This window comes from Nonomuraea deserti (genome assembly GCF_004348685.1).
In the GTDB taxonomy this organism is placed as follows: Bacteria; Actinomycetota; Actinomycetes; order Streptosporangiales; family Streptosporangiaceae; genus Nonomuraea; species Nonomuraea deserti.
Genome location: NZ_SMKO01000073.1, coordinates 23,080 through 43,204, shown reverse-complemented (window position 1 = coordinate 43,204; position 20,125 = coordinate 23,080). Strand labels below are relative to the sequence as shown.

Annotated in this window: 19 protein-coding genes and 1 pseudogene; 13 read left to right on the top strand and 7 right to left on the bottom strand. The window is 72.3% G+C overall.

All coding sequences use genetic code 11. The annotated features are described in order from the left end of the window. Positions 1-669: pseudogene (locus tag E1292_RS25330) on the bottom strand (hypothetical protein); the annotation flags it as partial. Positions 670-1,241: 572 nt separating this feature from the next. Between E1292_RS25330 and E1292_RS25325 the strand changes: the two are divergent. From E1292_RS25325 to E1292_RS25315, 3 genes are all read left to right on the top strand, one after another. Next, positions 1,242-2,420, top strand: coding sequence for a cytochrome P450 (locus E1292_RS25325; RefSeq protein WP_181958291.1), 1,179 nt, complete (start codon positions 1,242-1,244; stop codon positions 2,418-2,420). Positions 2,421-2,438: 18 nt separating this feature from the next. After that, positions 2,439-3,209: an HAD family hydrolase gene (locus tag E1292_RS25320; protein ID WP_132597700.1), complete on the top strand. Its 771-nt coding sequence runs from the start codon at positions 2,439-2,441 to the stop codon at positions 3,207-3,209. 93 nt (positions 3,210-3,302) lie between these two features. Continuing rightward, positions 3,303-3,566, top strand: a complete 264-nt coding sequence (locus tag E1292_RS25315; protein ID WP_132597699.1) for a DUF4031 domain-containing protein — start codon at positions 3,303-3,305, stop codon at positions 3,564-3,566. On the opposite strand, the gene E1292_RS25310 is transcribed toward E1292_RS25315, so the two are convergent. After that, positions 3,519-4,151 (bottom strand): HD domain-containing protein, encoded by a 633-nt coding sequence (locus E1292_RS25310; RefSeq protein WP_132597698.1) that lies wholly within the window; start codon positions 4,149-4,151, stop codon positions 3,519-3,521. The two genes, E1292_RS25315 and E1292_RS25310, sit on opposite strands and share 48 nt — an antisense overlap. 109 nt (positions 4,152-4,260) lie before the next feature. On the opposite strand from E1292_RS25310, the gene E1292_RS25305 reads away from it, so the two are divergent. The 3 genes from E1292_RS25305 to E1292_RS25295 all read left to right on the top strand — a co-directional run bounded on the left by E1292_RS25305 (position 4,261) and on the right by E1292_RS25295 (position 7,400). Continuing rightward, positions 4,261-5,421: an alpha-hydroxy acid oxidase gene (locus tag E1292_RS25305; protein ID WP_132597697.1), complete on the top strand. Its 1,161-nt coding sequence runs from the start codon at positions 4,261-4,263 to the stop codon at positions 5,419-5,421. A gap of 110 nt (positions 5,422-5,531) precedes the next feature. Further along, the gene (locus E1292_RS25300; RefSeq protein ID WP_132597696.1) at positions 5,532-5,951 is read left to right on the top strand and encodes a hypothetical protein; all 420 of its coding nucleotides are present in this window, start codon (positions 5,532-5,534) and stop codon (positions 5,949-5,951) included. A gap of 183 nt (positions 5,952-6,134) precedes the next feature. Beyond that, positions 6,135-7,400, top strand: coding sequence for a hypothetical protein (locus E1292_RS25295; RefSeq protein ID WP_132597695.1), 1,266 nt, complete (start codon positions 6,135-6,137; stop codon positions 7,398-7,400). Position 7,401: 1 nt separating this feature from the next. Here the strand turns inward: E1292_RS25295 and E1292_RS25290 are convergent, their stop codons facing one another. Then, complete coding sequence (locus E1292_RS25290; RefSeq protein WP_132597694.1) at positions 7,402-7,980, bottom strand: RNA polymerase sigma factor; 579 nt, start codon at positions 7,978-7,980, stop codon at positions 7,402-7,404. Between the two features lie 182 nt (positions 7,981-8,162). On the opposite strand from E1292_RS25290, the gene E1292_RS25285 reads away from it, so the two are divergent. From E1292_RS25285 to E1292_RS25275, 3 genes are read left to right on the top strand one after another with little or no spacing between them, the layout of a single operon-like run. Next, a complete protein-coding gene (locus tag E1292_RS25285) occupies positions 8,163-8,867 on the top strand; it encodes a Crp/Fnr family transcriptional regulator (RefSeq protein WP_132597693.1) in 705 nt (234 codons plus the stop codon). A 22-nt stretch (positions 8,868-8,889) separates the two neighbouring features. Further along, positions 8,890-10,221 carry an oxygenase MpaB family protein gene (locus tag E1292_RS25280; protein ID WP_165974728.1) on the top strand — a complete coding sequence of 444 codons (1,332 nt, stop codon included), beginning with the start codon at positions 8,890-8,892 and terminating at the stop codon, positions 10,219-10,221. Then, the gene (locus E1292_RS25275; protein WP_132597691.1) at positions 10,218-13,424 is read left to right on the top strand and encodes an ATP-binding protein; all 3,207 of its coding nucleotides are present in this window, start codon (positions 10,218-10,220) and stop codon (positions 13,422-13,424) included. The genes E1292_RS25280 and E1292_RS25275 overlap by 4 nt, the downstream gene beginning before the upstream one ends. A gap of 14 nt (positions 13,425-13,438) precedes the next feature. Here the strand turns inward: E1292_RS25275 and E1292_RS25270 are convergent, their stop codons facing one another. The 4 genes from E1292_RS25270 to E1292_RS25255 all read right to left on the bottom strand — a co-directional run bounded on the left by E1292_RS25270 (position 13,439) and on the right by E1292_RS25255 (position 17,586). Then, a complete protein-coding gene (locus E1292_RS25270; protein WP_132597690.1) occupies positions 13,439-14,314 on the bottom strand; it encodes a hypothetical protein in 876 nt (291 codons plus the stop codon). Between the two features lie 91 nt (positions 14,315-14,405). Further along, entirely contained in the window at positions 14,406-15,149 is a 744-nt protein-coding gene (locus E1292_RS25265; protein ID WP_132597689.1) for an SDR family NAD(P)-dependent oxidoreductase, read from the bottom strand. A gap of 40 nt (positions 15,150-15,189) precedes the next feature. Then, positions 15,190-16,407 (bottom strand): threonine synthase, encoded by a 1,218-nt coding sequence (locus E1292_RS25260; RefSeq protein WP_132597688.1) that lies wholly within the window; start codon positions 16,405-16,407, stop codon positions 15,190-15,192. Between the two features lie 147 nt (positions 16,408-16,554). Next, entirely contained in the window at positions 16,555-17,586 is a 1,032-nt protein-coding gene (locus tag E1292_RS25255) for a hypothetical protein (protein ID WP_132597687.1), read from the bottom strand. Positions 17,587-17,706: 120 nt separating this feature from the next. On the opposite strand from E1292_RS25255, the gene E1292_RS25250 reads away from it, so the two are divergent. From E1292_RS25250 to E1292_RS25235, 4 genes are all read left to right on the top strand, one after another. Beyond that, positions 17,707-17,901: a hypothetical protein gene (locus tag E1292_RS25250; RefSeq protein WP_132597686.1), complete on the top strand. Its 195-nt coding sequence runs from the start codon at positions 17,707-17,709 to the stop codon at positions 17,899-17,901. Between the two features lie 390 nt (positions 17,902-18,291). Continuing rightward, complete coding sequence (locus E1292_RS25245) at positions 18,292-18,795, top strand: glycosyltransferase (RefSeq protein ID WP_165974727.1); 504 nt, start codon at positions 18,292-18,294, stop codon at positions 18,793-18,795. Positions 18,796-18,928: 133 nt separating this feature from the next. Next, positions 18,929-19,309, top strand: a complete 381-nt coding sequence (locus E1292_RS25240) for an ATP-binding cassette domain-containing protein (RefSeq protein ID WP_246090318.1) — start codon at positions 18,929-18,931, stop codon at positions 19,307-19,309. Continuing rightward, entirely contained in the window at positions 19,306-20,043 is a 738-nt protein-coding gene (locus tag E1292_RS25235; RefSeq protein ID WP_132597683.1) for a hypothetical protein, read from the top strand. The genes E1292_RS25240 and E1292_RS25235 overlap by 4 nt, the downstream gene beginning before the upstream one ends. Positions 20,044-20,125: the final 82 nt, after the last annotated feature.

Below are 20,125 nucleotides of genomic sequence, written 5' to 3'. Positions count from 1 at the left end.
GGTGTTGTAGAGGGCGGCGATCTGGGCCAGCAGGGCCTCCTGGCGGCTCTGGTCCACGGCCAGCCCGGTGTGCTCGACGGCCTGGTCCATGGCCTTGTCGAGCTTGCTCAGCGCTGCGCGCATCTTCCGCTCGGACGCTCCTCCCTCGCGCAGCGCCTTGGCCCGCTTGGCGGCCAGCGCGACGCGGGTCAGCCTGCGGTGGGCGTCGACCTCGCTGGCCGTACGGTCGCTGACCTCGGCCAGGCCCATCCTGACCAGCAGCCGCTCGGGCGTCAGCCGCCAGTTGATGCGGCCGGTGCCGCGGATGCGGTGGCGTTCGATGGCCATGCCGCGCTCCCACAGCCAGGCTGCCACCAGGGGGGCGGCCAGCCGGAACAGCGCCTCGGGCGCGCTGCGCGCGTCCATGCTGGACAGGACGGCGGTCAGGCAGGTCAGCGCCCACACGGCGATGCCGTCGATCCCGGCGGAGAAGTTCTCGCGCATGTTGCGGCGGGCGCGCACGGCGGAGGTGATGATCGCGACCTCGATGAACGCGAACAGCAGCAGCCGCAGCGGCCCGTCGAGCCCCAGCACGTCGCCGGAGAAGCGCCACATGCCCTGCGCCGACACGCCTGTGGCAATGGACGCGGCCACGATGGTCAGCACGTCCTCGACGGGACGTTGGGCCACGTATCGGGCGAACAACCAGGCGACCGCGCGCCAGACGACCCTGATGACCAGGAACGCCAGCGCGAGCCCGGCAAGGCTGAGCAGCGCGATGACAGCGGTGGCAAGCGGCTTCTCTGTGACGAAGGCTGTTATTTCCTCGAATGTCGGCATCAGTCACTATCCGTGGGGGCTCTAGCTCCGGCTCTATGCGACGAGATCATCGCAGAATGTCGCCATCTTGTACGCCAAACGGCATCTGCCGCCCCATTTTGCCCAGCTTTCACTCCAGTTCCGACGCTTGATCAACTCCGAGAAACCGGCCGGAAGCGGCCAGTGACATCCCCCGGCGGTCCTCCCCCTGCCATCGTCCGGACGATCCGTCCAGCTCACGATCAGGTAACCCTGCGGTCACACAAGGTGAGCGCCGGGAGCGGCGGGCCCCTCCGCGGGCGAGCCGTAGGGTGGGGACGAACTCCGCCGGGCCGAAAATAAATTCCTCCTTTCGGAGGGCAACAGCCGCCTTTCCTGATGGGACCATCTATGGAGGGGTTTATCCCGACATGGTGTGATGCATCCCAGCAGGACGGATATCGATGGCAGACAACGAGTTCCCTCTCGTCCAGTTCATGCGTGACGGGTTCGATCCCGTGGGAGAGCTCGGCCGCATCCGGGCCGAGCACCCCGTCTTCCCGATGGAGATCCCCGGCGGTCAGACCGTCTACCTGGTCACCCGCTGGGAGGACGTGCGCGGCGTCCTCGGCGACCACGAACGCTTCAGCAACGATTTCGCCGGCGTGATCGGGCTCGGGTCCAACCAGGAGGACCCGGGCGGCCTGGGCTTCCGCGACCCGCCCGAGCACACCCGCCTGCGCAAGTTCCTGACGCCCGAGTTCACCGTGCGTCGACTGCGCAGGCTGGAGCCGCGGATCGCGGCCATGGTCGAGGAGTCCCTTGACCGCATCGAGGCCAAGGGCGCCGAGGGCATGCCGGTCGACCTGGTCGAGGAGTTCGCGCTGCCGATCCCGTCCCTCGTCGTCTGCGAGCTGCTCGGCGTCCCTTACGACGAGCGCGCCGACTTCGTGAAGCTCAGCAAGGACCGCTTCGACTTCACCGCCGGCCCCGAGGCGTCCCTGCAGGCGATCAACGACGCGATGGCGTACCTCACGGACCTCGTGGCCAGGGAGCGCCAGGACCCTGGCGAGGGGCTGCTCGGGCAGCTGCTGCGCGACCACGGCGACGAGCTCGACGACCGGACTCTCGCCAGCATGGCCGACGGCCTGCTGACCGGCGGCCACGACACCAGCACGAGCATGCTCGCGCTCGGCACCCTCTGGCTGCTGCGCAATCCCGAGCAGGCCGCCAAGGTGCGCGAGGTCGACGGCTACATCAACGACGTCGTCGAGGAACTGCTGCGCTACATGACGGTCGTGCAGGTCGCCTTCCCTCGTTTCGCCCGTGACGACATGGAGCTGCACGGGGTGCCGATCAAGAAGGGCGAGATGGTGCTCTGCTCGCTGACCGGCGCCAACCGCGACCCCAGCCTGGGCGACGACATGGACGTCGTCCGTCCCGGCCGCGACGTGGTGGGCTCGCACATGGCGTTCGGCCACGGCATCCACCGCTGCATCGGCGCGCCGCTGGCGCAGATGGAGATGCGCATCGCCTTCCCCGCCCTGCTGCGCCGCTTCCCCGGCCTGCGCGTGGCGGGCGAGGTGCCGTTCAGGGAACTCGCCATCGTCTACGGCGTGAAAGAGCTACCCGTCGCCTGGTAGAGCGGTTACGTTCGCACTGTGAACGAGCGCAGCGCGAATGAGCCCGTCATCGACCTGGCCGTCATCAGCGCCGTCGTGTTCGACACCGACGGCGTGGTGACCGACACCGCCCGGGGGCACGCGGCCGCCTGGAAGCACGTCTTCGACGCCTTCCTGCGCGGCCGCTCCGCGGCGTTCGACATCCGCGACGACTACCTCCGCCACGTCGACGGGCGTCCGCGGCTCGACGGCATCCGCACCTTCCTGGCCGCGCGCGGCATCACCGTGCCCGAGGGCGCGCCCGACGACGAGCCCGGCGCGCCGACCGTGCACGGGCTCGGCCTGGCCAAGGACCAGGTCTTCATGGCGCAGGTGGACAAATACGGCGTGGCCGCCTTCCCGTCCACGGTCGCGCTGCTGCACGAGCTGCGGCAGCGGGGAGCGCGTACGGCGGCCGTGTCGGCCAGCCTGCACGGCCGCAGGCTGGTGAACGCGGCGGGCGTCACGCACCTGTTCGACCTGCTGGTCGACGGCAACGACGCGGCCCTGATGAACCTGCCGGGCAAGCCCGACCCCGCCCTGTTCCTCGAGGCCGTGCGCCGCCTCGACCTGCCCGCCGCCAAGGCCGCGGTGGTCGAGTCCGCGCTGCCCGGCATCGAGGCGGGCAGGAAGGGCGGGTTCGGGCTGGTGATCGCGGTCGCCAGGGACGGTGACGGCGCGGCCGAGCTGCACGCGCACGGCGCCGAGATCGTGCTGCCCGACCTGGGCGAGCTGGCCGTGCGCGGCAGGGTCCTGCCCGTCCGGCGCTGACCCGGCAGAGCGGCAGGGTCCTCCCGTCCGGCGCTGACCCGGCGCCGGCCCGGCCGGGGGCCTGGCCGCGGCATCGTCCTATTCTTGGGGGTCGTGACCGTCCTCATCGACCCGCCCAACTGGCCGGGACCGCGCGGCCTCATGTGGTCGCACCTGGTCAGCGACAGCTCGCTGCAGGAGCTGCACGACTTCGCGCTGCGGCTCGGGGTGCCGGAGCGGGCGTTCGACCGCGATCACTACGACGTGCCGGAGACCGTGCACGCCCGCGCGGTGTCGCTGGGCGCCCAGGCGGTCAGCTCCCGCGAGCTGCTACAGCGGCTCGTCGCCGCCGGCCTGCGCCGCCGCAAGCGCCGATAGCTCGGCCGCCAGGTTGGCGCGGGCGGCCTCCTCCCACCACCCGCGCGCCCGCGCCGTGCGGTAGAGGGACGGCCCGGCCAGCAGCCGGCGCAGCACCTCGGAGCGCCCCTTGGCGAACAGGTCATCGGGCACGTGGGCGTACTCCTCGCGGACGGCCGCGGCGTAGCCGGCGTAATCCGGGCCGCCGAGGACGGCGAGGTCGGCGTCGCACAGGACGGCCCCGTCGCGGTCGCCGTCGGCCAGCGTGTCGTGGGCGGCCGTCAGGCGCACCAGCCTGGCCACCTCGGCGACGCGGCCGGCGGGCACGCCGCACTTCGGCAGCCTCGACTGGGCGAGCTGGGCGCTGCGCTCCTCGTCCCAGCCCGGCCTGCCGTCGTAGACGGCGTCGTGGAACCAGGCGGCCAGCAGCACCGCCGCGGGATCGTCCGCGTCGCCGGCCAGCCGGTCGGCGGCCGCGAGCACGGCGGCCAGGTGGCCGAGGGTGTGGTAGCGGCGGTGCGGCTCCGACCAGCGGGCGACCAGCTCCGCCCCGGTGGCGAGGCTCGCGGGCGAGCCGCCCGCGAGCGCGGTCCAGTCGTCGATCACCCTCCCACCGTACGCGGATCGTCCAGGATCGTTTGGTAACGTCCTGGTCATCGACACCACACCGAATCAGCCGCGGCGCCTGCCCCGCTGGCGGGAGCTGCGCGCCGTCATGCCCGGACGGCCCCGCTGGTCCGCGGCCCAGCGCATCGCGGGCGCCGCCGACGTCGCCGACCTGCGGCTGCTGGCCAGGCGGCGGGCTCCGCGGATGGTGTTCGACTACGTCGACGGCGCGGCCGAGGGTGAGCGGTCGATGGCCAGGGCGGTGGAGGCGTTCGCACGGGTGGAGTTCAGCCCTCGCGTGTTGCGCGACGTCGCCGAGGCCCCGACCGCGGTCGAGATCCTGGGGCGGCGGATCGCGATGCCGGTGGTGCTCGGCCCCACCGGCTTCACGCGCATGATGCACCGCGAGGGCGAGCCGGCGGTGGCGCGGGCCGCCGAACGCGCGGGCGTCCCGTACACGCTGTCCACCATGGGCACCACCAGTGCCGGCGACGTGGCCGCCGCGGCCCCCCGCGGGTGGAACTGGTTCCAGCTGTACGTCGTCCGCGACCGCGCCCGCAACCTGGACGTCCTGTCCCTGGCGCGAGAGGCGGGCATGGACGTGCTGGTGGTGACCGTGGACGTGCCCGTGGCGGGGGCCCGGCTGCGCGACGTGCGGCACGGCCTGACCGTCCCCCCGTCGTTGCGCTGGCGGAGCGCGCTCCAGGCGGTGCGGCACCCGGCGTGGTGGTTCGACTTCCTGACCAGCGAGCCGCTCAGGTTCGCCACCGTGGACGGCGCGCCCGACGACCTGGCGGGGATCACGAACATGATGTTCGACCCCTCGGTGACGATCAGGGACCTCGGCTGGATCCGGTCGGCGTGGCGGGGCAAGCTGCTGGTCAAGGGTGTGCAGCGGGTCGACGACGCCAAGGAGCTGGCCGCGGTGGGGGTGGACGGGCTCGTCGTGTCCAACCACGGCGGGCGGCAGCTCGACCGCTCCCCCACGCCGCTGGAGCTGCTGCCCGAGGTGGTGGCCGCCGTCGGCGACCGCACCGAGGTCTTCCTCGACGGGGGTGTCCGCACGGGCGCCGACGTGGCCGCCGCGGTCGGGCTGGGCGCGAAGGCCTGCTTCATCGGCCGCGCCTACCTCTACGGGCTGATGGCGGGCGGCGAACCGGGCGTGCGCCGGGTGCTCGACCTGCTGCACGCCGAGCTCGTACGCACCCTGCAACTGCTGGGCGTCGGCGACGTCACCGAGCTGGGCCCCGACGCGATCCGCCTGCGCTAGGCGGACGGCCAGAGGTCCGTCATTCATCACCAGAAGGGTGCGTATTTCCCTGCCACCGCCATCGCTCTGCACCTTCGCACGGGGCACCGCCCCGCTGAGAGGAGAGCGACATGGCGACCGGGGAATTCCACGTGATGAAGGTGCCGGCCGAGCAGCTGACCGGGGTTCTGCACGGTCAGGTGGTCGATCCGGGCGCCCAGCCCACGAAGGTCGTGCGGCGGGGCGAGGGCTGGACCGTGGACGTGAGCTGGGAGGTCACCGGTGAGCTCGTCGACTGGCTGGCGGGGTGCTGGAAGCTGGAGATCATCACCGACCGGCCGGGTGGTGGTGAGGCACGGCATCCCTCTCCTCCCATGGAGTTGACCTTCACCCCTGGCTCGGGCCGGTACACCGCTTCCGTCCCGATGCGCGGCGAGCTCAGCCCTGGCACCTATGACCTCGTGGTCAACCTCACCACGGCGACCGCCGCCGGCACCGCGGGGGCGCTCGGCGGGTACGTGGTGCTCAGCAAGATCGTGGTGCTGGACTGAGAGCGCCGCGCCGGGGCGGCGGATCGACGATTCGTCTGCAAGCCCGTCGCAAGCGAGGGCTCCTACGCTCCTGGCTGGCGGCCACGGGGCAGAGCCGGCCGCCGACCCTATCTGACGCCGCTGGAGCCGCTCTCCTCACGAGGCACTCCTCGAGGCGACGGGACCAGCAACACGGGAGACCCCATGTCCGACACTCCGATGACCGCGGACGACGTGCTGCGCATCGCGGCCTACAAGGACCGGAGCCCGGCGCTCGAAGCGATGGTGATCGCCTACAGCTACCACCGCGTCGCCGGTGACCTGGCCGCGCACCTCGGCAAGGACGCCACCAACTGGTACTGCTACGCCACCTGGACGTCCAAGGCGGTCGGGGAGAGCCTCGACCTCGGCCCCGACTCGCCGTTCATCGAGGACGTCGGCCGCCGGCTCGGAGTGCCGCAGCGGTTCATGCGGGTGTTCAGAGCCGCGCTGCTCACCCTGCTCGGCCCCAGCTACCGGCTCGGGCTGGCGCTGGCCAACCGGGCCATCTTCCTGGAGACGGCCAGCCTCGCGGTCAACCTGTGGAACGAGACGCCCGACCGCTACCTCAAGGTGAGCCCCGAGTCCGACCTGACGCCGACGCCGCCGCGGTTCCTGACCGACCTGCTGGCCGACGCCGACGAGCGTTACCTGAAGGACGCCGCGCGGCTGCTGGCCGAGGCCCGGGAGGCCACCGACCCGGCGGCCCGGGCCGAGCTGATGCTGGGGGCCAACATCGCGCTGTCCGCCTACGAGCAGGCACGCGCGCAGAAGTCCCTGGAGCTCGTGCTCTACCGGCCCGTCAGGTGGCTGACGCGGGTGTCGTGGCGGTCGTTGCGCTCGCTGGTGACCCGGCGGCCCTTCCCCAGGTTCCGGCTCTACAGCGCGCGGCACGAGGACCAGCCGTGGCTGACGCGCCTGCTGGAGTCGGCGTGGTCCTCCCTCTACACGCGCCACATGTTCGCGGTGCGCACGCCGCTCAGCGACGTCAAGGTCGGCAGGCCGCTCACCGCGCCCGCCGGCGTCGACCTGGCCGAGGTGTGGGCGCCGATCCGGAACGAGAAGGTGCGCAAGCTGGCCGAGGAGTTCATCACCGAGGACCAGGAGGCGTCCCTCGCGGGCGTCACCGACTGGGTGTCCTACCCCGACCGGATGCGCTTCATCGTCAGCTATTTCCGCGTCTACCAGAACGTCTCCGCGCTCTACGACGTCCCGTTCGCCAAGGAGATCGCCGAGGGCCTGGCGGAGGAGATGAAGCGCGGCCTGCTCCCCCAGGCGGTCAGCGACATGTTCGCCGGCAACCCGGGGCTCGGCCGTCCGCACAAGGTCTACCGCTATCCGTCGGAGACCGATCCCGACGCGTACGAGATGGAGCACTTCGACTTCGAGCCGTTCCTCGAGGCGATCCCGCTCGGCCCGGAAACGAAGTGAGTCAGTCAAGGAAGTCGCGGGTGATCTCCCGAGCCTGGAGAAGCCCGCGCAGCTTCGCGAAACAGCGGGCTCGGGTGGGCCCGATGCTCCCGACCGGCCTGCCCAGCCTGCGTGCCACGTCCACGTAGTGGGGCTCGGAGGTTTCCGTGAGCGCTCTGAACAGGACCCGCTGCGCCGCCGGCAGCTCCTCGACCAGCTCGGCCAGCGTGCCCGCCAGCCAGATCCTGGCCAGTTCCCTGTCGACGTCGTCCGTGCTGCCCAGCGAATCGAGGTCGGGCGTGCAGATCTCCTTCGTCCGCCTGGTGAGCTTGAGACACTCGCGGAAGGCGATGGTGGCCAGCCAGCCCGCCATCCGCTGGCCGTCGGTCACGCTCCTCAGGTTCTGCCAGGCCAGCAGCCAGGTGGTCTGGAGCACGTCCTGGGCGTCCTCGTGGCTGAGCCTGAACCTGCGGATGCGCGCGCTGAGCATGGGGCTGAACTCCTCGATCAGCCGCTCCCACGCCGCCGCGTCGCCGTCCTGCGCGGCCGACACCAGCGCGGCCGTGGCCGTGCCGGGACGCTCGATGGTCTCCACGTGCATGTCTGTCTTCTCCCTGCCGGTCCGGGTACTCGGGGGGCCAATCCCGTCCGGCAGGTCCACCGTGCGTCGAGCGATCTGTCCGGTCTGTTCCGGACGACACAGTACGGCTGTGTTCCTCGTCACATTCCGGGGAACGGCGGCGGCTCCCTGTCCAAGCACGGAATGCGGCCTAAAGTTCTTGCATGACCGGGCATCTCCCTCACGACGTCGAGGCGATCGCCGCCGTGCTGGCCGGGATTCCCTTGTTCCGCGTGCTCGGGGAGAGCGGCATCCGGAGCACGGCTCGGGCCGGGCTGGCGCGGAGATACCGCTCGGGGCAGATCATCTTCCACCAGGGAGACCCGGGAGAGTCCCTCTACGTCCTGCTGGACGGCCTGGTGAAGGTGGTGTTCACCACCGAGCACGGCGACGAGATCGTGCTCAACATGCTGGGCAGGGGCGACACCTTCGGCGAGATGGCGCTGCTGGACGGCTCGCCGCGCTCGGCGTCGATCGTGACGGCGCGGCCGGCGTGGGTGTTCGCGCTGCCCAGGGCGCGGCTGCTGGAGCTCATGCGGGAGCACCCGGGGCTGGCCGACGAGTTCCTGCGCATGCTCGGCCACATGGTGCGCCGGCTCACCGACCAGGCGGCCGACCTGGCCTTCCTCGACCTCGGCGGGCGGCTGGCGAAGCTGCTGCTGCAACTGGCCGACAAGCACGGCCACGCCGACGGCGTGGTGGAGATGCCGGGGCTGACCCAGTCCGACCTGGCAGCGCTGATCGGCGCGTCGCGACCGGCGGTCAACCGGGCGCTGCAGTCGCTCGTGTCGCGGAATCTCATCGCCGTCAAAGGCCGGACCATCACGCTGCTGGATGTCGCCGCCCTACGGAAACGGGGCGGCCTCTGACCGAATCTGGAGTACGGGGCATATGACGGACCAAGACGAGCGCTGGCCGGAGGAACGGTTCCGGCAGCTGAGGCAGCAGGCGGATCCCGACATCGACAAGGTGGTCGCCGACTACCTCGAGGCCCAGCCGGAGGGGAGCGGCCCGCTGGAGCTGCTCAAGGCCGTGGTCGCCGAGCTGGGGCAGGCCAAGCGGGAGGCGAGGGCGCCCTCGGGCGAGCCGCCCGCCTCCGAGATCTTCGACGCCATCGACTTCGCCAAGGACCTGCCCGACTGGGGCGACGACGCCGAGCTGCTGGCCAGGGGGCAGGCCGTGTTCGCCGACTACGGGCTTTACCAGTCGGCCGCGCTGTTCTGCAAGTGCCTGCCGATGGCGTACGTGGAGGTGTCCAGCGCCAAGGTGCTGGCCGGCGTCTCCAACCTGGCCACGCACAGCCTCACCCGGCGGGTGGCGGAGACGGGGCAGATGCTGATCGACGTGATGGGGCTGCGGGCCACCGGCAGCCTGCGTCCGGGCGGTCCCGGGCACACCACGGCGATCGGGCTGCGCATCCTGCACTCGTTCGTGCGCGCCGTGGTCAACGAGCGCTACGCCGACCACTGGGACACCGCGAGATACGGGCCCCCGGTCAACCAGGAACTGCTGCTGGCCACCATCTTCGACTTCTCTGTGGTGACGTGGGAGGCTCTGGAGCGCATGGGCGTCGTGCTGACCGAGGAGGAGCGCGCCGCCCACCTCTACACGTGGAGCGTCTTCGGCCATCTCATGGGCGTCGACGCCTGCCGTGACGAGCCTCTCACGCTCGCCGACGTGGAGCCGGTCAGCGAGCGTCTCGGCCGCCTCTACGAGTCCAGCGAGGAGGGCCGCCGGCTGATGGCCACACTGCTGGCGGAGATGGAGGAGTTCATGCCCCTGGGATGGCGCAAGCTGCCGCGCAGCCTGGTGCACTGGGTCTTCCGCGACGCGGCCCACCGCGCCGACCGGGTGCCCGAGCTGCTGCGGGTGCCGAAGCCCGCATGGTGGTTCACCGCCCTGTTCGCGGCGGCGCGATCCTCGCACCGGCACTCCTGGCTGGCCGGGCCCGTCGACGGCGTGGCCCGCCGGCTGACGCGCAAGGCCGGGCGGCACATCGTGACCGCCCTGATCGACCGCCACTCCGCGGGGACGGCGGCGTTCCGGATCCCCGAAGAGCTGGCCCGCGCCTGGCGGATCGGGCAGTCACGCCCCGCGGTGGCGACCCGCGCGGTCCGCCGTGACGTCCGCGGCACGCTACGCGCGCCCGTGCGGGCCCTCGAGAAGCGGGCCCGCGAAAAGGGCACACCGCTAAAAGGGACGCCGCAAAGGCCGCGCACGTGACTCCCCCGCACGCGCCGGGCGCGCTCACGACCGCGACCATCCTGTTCACCGACGTGGTGAGCTCCACCGCCCTGCGCGTCAGGCTGGGCGAGGAGCGCGCCAACGTCGTCTTCCGCCGGCTCTACCAGCTGCTGCAGTCCGTCGTGACCGCCAACGGCTCGACGTTCACCAAGAGCCTGGGCGACGGGCTGATGGCGGTGTTCGACTCGGCCACGGCCGGGCTCGACGCGATCATCGCGGTCCAGCAGGCGATCGCCGACGAGAACGAGCGCGCCCCGGAGAAGATCTCCATCCGGGCCGCGCTCGCCGCCGGCGACGTGTGCTGGGGGCGCGACGACGTCAGCGGGCTGCCCACGGTGGAGGCGGCACGCCTGGTCGCGGTGGCCGAGGGCGGCCAGGTGCTCTGCACCGACCTGGTACGCCGGCTGGCGCAGGGGCGGGGCAGGCACGAGTTCAAGGACCTGGGCCGGCTGTCCGGCAAAGGGCTGCGGGAGCCGCTGCACACGTACGAGCTGCACTGGCAGAGCGCCGAGCACCACCAGGGCGGCGGGCTGGCGCCGTGGCTGGACGAGAGCCACGTGCTGCCCTTCGTCGGCAGGGATGACGAGCTACGGGCGCTGGACGGCGAGCTGGCGGCGGCCGAGTTCGGCAGCGGGCTGGTGATTCTGCAGGGCGAGCCGGGGGTGGGCAAGACCCGGCTGGCCTCCGAGGTCGCCAGGCGGGCGCTCAAGCGGCAGTTCACGGTGCTCGCGGGGCGGTGCACGGATCCGGCGCGGCAGGCGTACGAACCGATCGCGGGCGCGGTCGAACGGCTGGCCCGCACCTCACCCGCGCTGCTGCTGCGGGCCGGGGTCGACCAGCAGTGCGGCCAGCTCGTCCGGCTCGCGCCCTCGCTGGCCGCGCCGCCGCTGTCGCTGGAGGTGCCGCCCGCCACCGAGCCCGTATCGGAGCGCTACCACCTGATGGCCGCGGCCCGCACGCTGATCGAACGCCTGGCCGCCGTGCGGCCGGTGCTGCTGGTGATCGACGACCTGCAGTGGGCGACGCTGGAGTCGCTGCAGATGCTCAACGCCCTCATGTGGGACGCCGACGCCCTGCCCATGCTCGTCCTCGCCATGTCGCGGCCGTTGCCGGTCGAGTCGGCCATGCCGGAGCTGCACAAGGTGACCGCGGAAAGCCGCGTCATCCCGGTCCCCGCCTTCGGTCTCGACGAGGTCGGTCACGCGCTGGCGCAGCTGCGCACCCGCGGCGACGCCGAGCAGCTGCACCGGATCACGGGCGGCAACGCGTTCCTGGTCAGCGAGGTGGTGAGGGAACTTTCCGCGGGCAAGGACCTCGACGCGCTGGCCGTGCCCGACTCGGTGTCCAGGATGGTCGTGGCCCGCCTGGCGCAGCTTCCTCCCGACGCGCGTGACCTGGTCAACCTGCTGGCCGTCGGCGAGCGCATGGAGCCGGCGGAGCTGCGGGCCGGGCTCGACCTCGACGAGGCGCGGTTCGTGGCCGCCGTCGAGGAGGCGATGGGCGCGGGCCTGGTGAGCATGTCCGACGGCGGCTCCTGCCACTTCTCGCACGAGCTGACCAGGAACGCCCTCTACGGCAACCTGTCCGCGCCGCGCGCAGGGCTGCTGCACGGCCGGGTGGCCGACGCGCTGTCGCGGACCGACCCGAACGCCATGGAGGCCCGGCCGTACGTCGTGGCCGCCCACCTGCTGGCCGCCGCCGAGCACGGCCGCGACCCCGCCCGGATGCGCGCGGCGGCGGAGGCGGCGGTGCGCGCGGCGCAGCACGCGCTGGCCGGGCTGGCCCACCGGGAGGCCGTCACCTGGTACCAGCGGGTGCTCGACCTGCTCGGCGACTTCCCCGGCACCACGCGGGAGCGGCGCGCGGAGCTGCTCATGGAGTGTGGCAGGGCGATGTGGCTGGCGGGCCACCCGGAGGCCAGGCAGACCCTGGTGCGGGCGGCCGACCTGGCCAGGGAGTGCGAGCGCCACGACCTGATCGTCATGGCCGCGCTCGGCGGCGACCGCGGCTTCTCCACCATCTCGGCGGCGCCCGACACGCAGCGCATCGCCCTGCTGACCGAGGCGCGCCGACTGGTCGACTCCACCGACATCAGCACCAGGGCGCTGCTGGCGGCCCAGCTCGCCCTGGAGCTGATCTGGGCGCCCGACGGCGAGCGGCGCTTCGCGCTGAGCGACGAGGCGGTGGCGCTGGCCCGCAAGTCCGGCGACCCGCGCACGCTGGCCGGCGTGCTGGGGCTGCGCAGCCTGACGATCATTCCCGCCGACCCGCTGCACCAGCGGCACCGCGACGGCGACGAGATGCTGGAGGCCGCCCGCAGGACGGGCGACGACCTCGCCCTGTTCCACGCGTACGTGCAGCGCACGCCCCCGGTGCTCGACAGCGGCGACGCCGCCAGGGCGGCGACGCTGCTCGACCAGGCCGACGAGCTGGCGCGCCGGCTGGCGCAACCCCAGCTCAACTGGATCATCGGCTATTCCAGGGCCGGGCTGACTCTCATGCAGGGTGACCTGGCGCAGGCCGAGGCCGAGGCGGAGTCCGCCATGCGGCTCGGCTCGGAGATCGGCCGCCGCCTGGAGGCCGTGGCCATCTACGCCGAGCAGATCGGCGAGATCCGGCGGTTGCAGGGGCGGCTGTGGGAGCTGGGCGACCGGCTGCGGCGGGCCGCCCAGGCGCCGCGCGTCGATCCGGTGCACGCGGTGCTGCGCTTCCTGTGCGAGCTGGGCGACGAGGGGGCCGCTCCCCTGCTCGACCGCATCCTGGCCGACCAGGGCGCCGAGCCGCCACGGAACATGGCCTACCGGCCCGCTCTCGACAACCTGGCCGTGGCCGCGTCCCGGCTGGGGCGGGCCGAGCTGGCCGGGCAGCTGTGCGACGCGCTGGCCGCCGAGGGCGAGACGTTCGGGCACGGCACGGTGGCGCACCACTGCGGGCACCACTACCTGGCGCACCTGCGCGTCGCCATGGGCGATCCGCGGCGGGCCTCCGAGCATTTCGAGGCGGCGGCCGAGGTGCACGAGCGGCGTGGGGTGCCGCTCATGCTGGCCGAGTCCCTGCTGGACTGGGCCGACCTGCTGGGCGAGGGCGAGGTGCGCGGGCCCAACCCGGCGGATCTGCGCGAATGGTGCGGCTCGCTGCTGGCGGGCCGGGGAGCGCTCCTGCTGGACCGCCGGCTCACGTGACCGTGGTCGCCGGCTCAGGCGGGCGGGCCGGGTTCGAGGGTCTGGCCTGCTTCGATGGCGTCACGGACGCTCCTGGTCAGGGTCTCCTGCAGCGTGTCTCCCTGGGCTTCGAGCTCGCGCAGCCCTTCGGTGTCGTCGGTGTGGGCCAGCAGCGCCCGGTACTTGTGGTTGTTGCCCAGGGCGTCCATGGCCCGCAGGGCGGCGTCGGCCTCCTGGACCCGCCCGGCGTACCGCTCCAGGCTCTCCACCCTGGCCGTCACCGACGCGACGGAGCGGCGCAGGGCCTCCTGCTGGGGATCGAGCACGGCCAGCAGTTCGGGGGTGACGCGTCCCTGGCGGGCCTGGTCCTGCTCCTCCTGCAGGTGCGTCTGCACCCGCAGGAGCATGGCGATCTCCCAGAGCTGCCTCGGTAACAGGGTCTCGTTGGCCAGGTCGTCCAGCAGCCGCCGCTGCATGACCTGGGAGGTGTAGACGGACATGACGGCTGCTCTGGCGCGTTCCAGGAGGGCGCGTGACGGCGGGGACAGCTCGTCCACCGCCACGAACCTGTCACGGTACGGCGACCGCGCCGGGTTCCGTCCCAGCCTGGGGATGAAGCAGTCGATCACGGCCAGGCGCTCGACGTCGGTGAGGGAGGGATCGGTGACGAGGTCGACGGTACGCCGGACCCGGTCACGCTCCTGGACGAGCCGCAGCCGCTCGTTGGCGTTGACGGCCCGGTGGTTCATGACGTCGTGCGCGACGACCAGCCCGCACAGGCCGATGGGCGCCATCAGCAGGGCGAGGAGCAGGACGCCTGATCCGAGGTGGACGTAGAGAACGAAGCCGAGCACGGCAAGCGTCGCGCATCCCGCGACGGATGCCAGCGCGTACAAGCACCCCTTGGCCACACCGTCCCCCTCGAAGCGAGTTTTCCGAAGTGTCCTGAGAATTCACAATAACCGCCTGATTCACGGAGATCATGAATTTTGGGGCGGCTTGTCAGCGGAGGTATGAGGCGCCGTTCAGATCGAGCACCGTGCCACTGGCCCACTCGGCGGACGGCGACGCCAGGTACAGCACGGCCGCCGCGATCTCCTCCGGCCGCGCCACCCGCCCGAACGGGCTCTGCGCCCTGATCGCGTCGCCGCGCGGCGCCTTGAGGTGCTCGTTCGTCATGTCCGTCTCGACGAACCCCGGCGCCACCGAGGCCACCGCGATGCCCCGCGGAGCGAGCACGACGGCCAGTGACTGGCCGAAGGCGTTCAGCCCTGCCTTGCTCGCGCCGTAGGCCGGGCTGTCGGGCTCGCCGCGGAAGGCGCCGCGCGAGGAGACGTTGACGATCCGGCCTCCGGCGGGCATGTGCTGGATCGCGCACCACGTGGCGTTGGCCGCGCCCGTCAGGTTGACGTCGAGCGTCCGCCGCCAGGCGTCCTGCCACTGCTCGTAGGACATCTCGGCGATGGGGTGATGGAGGAAGAGCCCGGCGTTGTTGACCAGGACGTCGATGCCGCCGAGCGCCCGGGCCGCCTCGTCGGCCATGCGCCGCACGCCGTCGGCGTCGGCCAGGTCGGCCTGGACGATCACATGACCCCCGCCCGGCAGCTCGCCGAGCAGGCTCTGGGCCTCCTTCGCGGAGTCGCGGTGGTGAATCGCGACCCGATCTCCCTGGGCGGCGAAGGCCGCCGCGATCGCGCGTCCGATGCCTCGCGACGCGCCGGTGACAAGAACTCCACGTCCGCTCATCCGCCGCACCTTAGCAGCACGCCACCGGAGCGCCCCCGCGTCAGGTCAGGTGCGCGTCCGCCCCCAGGACCGGCGCGTCCACGGGAACGGTGCCCGGATACTTCAGGCCGGCGCCGGTGTTCAGGACCACGGCCTGCTCGTCCCGGCCGATCCACCCGGACGCGCGCAGCTTGCGGGCCGCGGCGAAGGCCGCCGCACCCTCAGGGCAGACGAACGCCCCCTCCAGGGCCGCGACCTCCCGCAGCTCGGCCAGCAGTTCGGCGTCGGTGACCGTGACCGCGGTGCCCGAGGTCTCCGCCAGCGCCTCCAGGATGAGGAAGTCGCCGAGCGGCTTGGGCACGTTGATCCCGAACGCCACCGTGCGCGCGCCGTCCCAGTGCCGGCTCTCCTTCTCTCCCTGCTCGAACGCGCGCACGATCGGCGCGCACCCCTCGGCCTGGACGGCGACCAGCCGAGGCGGCGGGCCCTCGATCCAGCCCAGCTCGCGCAGCTCGTTCAGCGCCTTGTGGATGCCGATCAGGCCCACCCCGCCGCCGGTCGGGTAGAGGATCACGTCGGGTGTGCGCCAGCCGAGCTGCTCGGCGATCTCGATGCCCATCGTCTTCTTGCCCTCGATGCGGTACGGCTCCTTGAGGGTCGAGGTGTCGAAGACCCGGCCGCCCGAGGCCGCGACCCATTCGCCGACCATCCGCCCCGCGTCGCTGATGAGGCCGTCCACCAGGTGCAGGTCCGTGCCGGACGCCACGCATTCGCGCCGGGTGATCTCCGGCGCGTCCACCGGCATGACGACCGTGGCGGCCAGCCCGGCGCGAGCGCCGTACAGCGCCCAGGCGGCGCCGGCGTTGCCGTTGGTCGGCATCGCCAGCCGCTCGATGCCCAGCTCGGCCGCCCGGGAGACGCCGACCGCGGCCCCGCGGGCCTTGAACGAGCCGGTGGGGACCAGGCCCTCGTCCTTCATCAGCAGCCGCGGCAGGCCGATGCGCTCGCCGTATCGCGCCATCGGCAGCAGCGGCGTCATCCCCTCGCCCAGCGTGGTGACGTACGCGCGGTCCCTGACCGGCAGCAGCTCGTGGTAGCGCCACAGGTCGGGCCCGCGGCCCGCGAGCTCCGCGGGGCTCAGCGACGTGCGGACCGCCGCCAGGTCGTAGCGGGCGAGCAGCGGCGAACCGCAGGTCACGCAGAGGTTCTGTGGCCGCTCGCTGTCGTGCTCGGCCCCGCATCGGCCGCATTCCAGATGGGTCAGCCGGCTGAAACTCACACGTGCTCCTTCGGTCTTTGCTCTCTCGCGACCACCCCTTCGGCCGCCATGAACGGCACACTCAACCACATCTACGGCAAACCAGAGGCAGACGTGTCGCCGTCCCACGGGGATGCCGGCGCACTCGGGCACTCAGGTGCGGCCCGGTCAGCGGAAATCGGAGATGCGCAACACCGCCAGCATGTCCGTCGCCCGGGAGCCGGTCGAGAAGGACGCCTCCGCGCCGACCCAGCCGCGGAAGGCTCCCCTGTCGTCGATGATCTGCATGAGCGGTTTGACGTGGGAGTTCCCGGTGTAGCAGAACTGACGGCGCTCCATCGCCAGGCAGGTGCACCAGTGCCACAACGTGTCACGGCGGTCGGACTTGGAGATCATCGTCAGGTAGTACTGGATGGAGCTGATGTTGGGGCGCGTTCCGCCGCCGTACTTGGGGCAGCCGCCGGACTTCTGGCACGCGCCGCGCGAGGACGGCTGCAGGTAGGTCAGGCACGAGGTGGTGCCGGTGCAGGCGCGGAAGGCGGAGTGGCCGAACGGCTGGTTGGCGGAGTTCACGAGCTTGCCGCTCGCCCAGCTCGTCAGGTCCTGCCTGAGCGAGCCCGAGAACGCCTTGACCGAGCTCATCGCGCGACGGGTGCCGAGCGCGGCGTTGCTGCCGTAGCCGTACCCGTGCGTGGCCAGCGTGCTCCGCTTGAGGTCCAGGCGGGCCAGCCTGCCGTCGGACGAGCGCCGCACGTACCACTGCTCCGTCCAGGTCTGGGCGATCTTCCACCGGATCGTGAGCACGTCACCGGCCACGGTGTACGTCCCGGTGCGCTTCTCGCTGGGGCCGCCGGTGAAGCCCCCGGCGGTGAGCACCTCGCAGGCGCGGGGCCGCGACGCGGCACCGCCCGCCTTGGTGGTGCAGCTCGAGTCGGGGACGGTGCCGGTGCGCTGCCTGGCCTTGGGATGGCGTTGCCACCACAGGTACAGGGCGGCGCTCACCGTGCCGTTCGCGGCGAAGCGGTAGTTGCCCAGGCGTACCCAGTTCTGCCGGGAGGCGGCCTTCAGATGCCCCTGGGAGACGACATAGGTGGCCTTGCCGCCCGGCAGCCGCGAGGCGGAAACCGCGGCGGTGGCCGGACGGACGGGCAGGATGGTGATGGCGAGCACGAAGGAGAGGATCGCGGCTGCGGTGCGCATGAAGAGCTCCCGAAGGCTTACGGCTGGGCCGATCGTCAACGAGCCACCGTATTCGGCCCGGACCGGATATGTCTTCGAAACCGCGGCCACGAGGGCACCTGGCGCGCCCGGTCCCTGATGATGGGCGGCGATCGGTCCGCGACCTCCCTCGCCCAGCCGCCGGGACCCCTGATCCAAGCCCTGCTGGAACGTTTCCCCGCCACCGTGCTCGTGCACGACACCGTCTTCCTGGGCGCCCTGCCGCTGTCCCTGCGACCGCCCAGCGCCGATCGGCCGACGACGATCTGCCTCGGGGTCCTTCCCCCATGCTGCTGATGACGACGTTCCCCCGTTCGGGCCCGGACTTCCGTATCTCGCCGGCCCCGAGGGCCGCGCGCGGAACCGCCGGCTCAACGCCGAGACGCTCGAAGCGTACGCCGGCCTGCAAAAGGACGTCGCGAACGTCTTCCGGGCCATCGGCTGCGACCTCCCCGGGTTCGTCTTCGACTGTGCGGTCACCGGGCCCGATCACTATCTCCAGTTGACCGTGCCCGGCTTCGAGTACCCACGCTCGGATGCGCCCGCTTCGTTCCGGTGCATCGGGGCGCTCCCGCAACCGTCGAGCGACTCCTTCGCGACGCCGGAGTGGTGGCCCGAGTACACCGCGGCGGGCCGCTCGGTCGTGGCGGTGACCCAGGGGACACTGGCAATGAGGACCTTTCCGAGTTGATCCTGCCGACGGTCCAGGGGCTCGCCGCCACCGACGTCACGGTCGTCGCGGCGACGGCCCGCCCGGACGGCCCGGAGGACTTCGCCCGCCTGCTCCCCGAGATCCCGGCCAACTCCGTCATCGCCGGCTACGTGACGTTCGACCGGCTGCTGCCGGTGGCGAGCGTCCTCGTCACCAACGGCGGCTACGGCGGCGTGCATGCCGCGTTGCGGAACGGAGTGCCGCTGGTCGTCGCCGGTGACACGGAGGACAAGCCCGAGGTCGCGGCTCGGGTCCAGTGGAGCGGCGCGGGGCTCGACCTGCGCACCGGGCGCCCCCGGCCGGAGCAGGTCCGTCAGGCGGTCGTCACCGTGCTCGGCGACGCCGGCTACCGCGCGGCCGCCCGGCGGCTGCGCGCGGAGATCGCCGAGTCCGACCCCTTCGGCGCGGTGGCCGGCATCGTGGCCGCATCGAGCCTCGCGCGCGAGCGGGCGGCGGTCCCCCCGAGGAGTCCCCGGTGACCACCCTGAGCAGCAGAGACCCGCTCGCTGACACGGTCGAGGAACGGCTGCTCCGGCTCACCGCCGCCGAACGCCACAAGGTCGGCTTCCCAGGCTGGTCGGCCACCTTCCCCCAGCCGCTCGTGCCCTTCCTGTGCCCCTGGCCCGGCACCTGTCGGGCGGCGCGGACCTGTCCGGCGGGCAGCGGCAGCGGATCGCCCTGGCCCGCACGCTGTTCGCGCTGCGGCACGGCTCACCCGTCATCGTCCTGGACGAGCCCACCGCGACCCTGGACGTCCGCGCCGAGGCCCGGTTCTTCGACGAGTTCGCCGAGCTCACCCAGGGTGCGACCACGTTGCTCATCTCGCACCGGTTCGCCACCGTGCGCCGCGCCGACCTCATCGTCGTCCTCGCCGGCGGCCGCCGCGTCGAGCAGGGCAGCCATGACGGGCTGATGGCGCTCGACGGCCGGTACGCGTCCCTGTTCCGCCTGCAGGCCCGCCGCTTCGCCGGGTGCACCGGAGACCCGACGTGAGAGAGGTGTCCCGGACCGTGCGGCACCTGGTCGGCGGCGCCTGGCGGGCCGATCGTCGCGAGACCGTGACCGCGTTCGTCCTGGTGCTCGCCGGCGCCGCGGCGGCGCCGCTGCTGGCCGCCTGCCTGGGCGAGATGACCGACGACGTGCTCGCCGGCCGATCCGGGGCCGCGGCGCTCGCCGGAGCCGGCGTCGCCGTTCTCGCCATCGTGTCGCTGACCTTCGGCCACTTCGCGCACATCGCGTACTTCGAGCTGTCCGAACTCGCCGAAATCGACTTCGACCTGCGGCTGGCGGCGCTGTCCAACGGAACGTCCGGGACCGCCCACCACGACCAGCCCGAGCATGCGGACGCGTTCACCGTGCTGCAGCGCGAGAGCCGCCGGTTCCACACCGGTCTGGGCGCGATCGTCAGCGCCGCCGGTCTCGCGATCGCCATGGCCTGCACCGGCATCCTGCTGGCCCGGGTGAGCGCGCTGCTCCTGCTGCTCCCGCTCGCCGTGCTGCCGCCGCTGGTCGCCGGACGCGTCGCCGATCGGGCCCTGGACAGCGCCCGGCAGGATTCGGCCGAGCCGACCCGCATCGCGCTGAACCTGTTCGCCTGGCGACCACGGCCCGGCACGGTGGCGAGCTGCGGGTCTCAGCGCTCGGAGGCGAATTGCGCGCCCGCCACGCCCGGCTGTGGGCGGCCGCCACCCGCCGCCTGTGGCGAGGGCAGCTCGCCGCCACGGTGATCCGTGCCGCCGGGCTGGTGACGTTCGCGGCGGGGTACACGGGCGCGGTGCTGGTCGCCGTCCGGAGCGCGGTTTCCGGGGG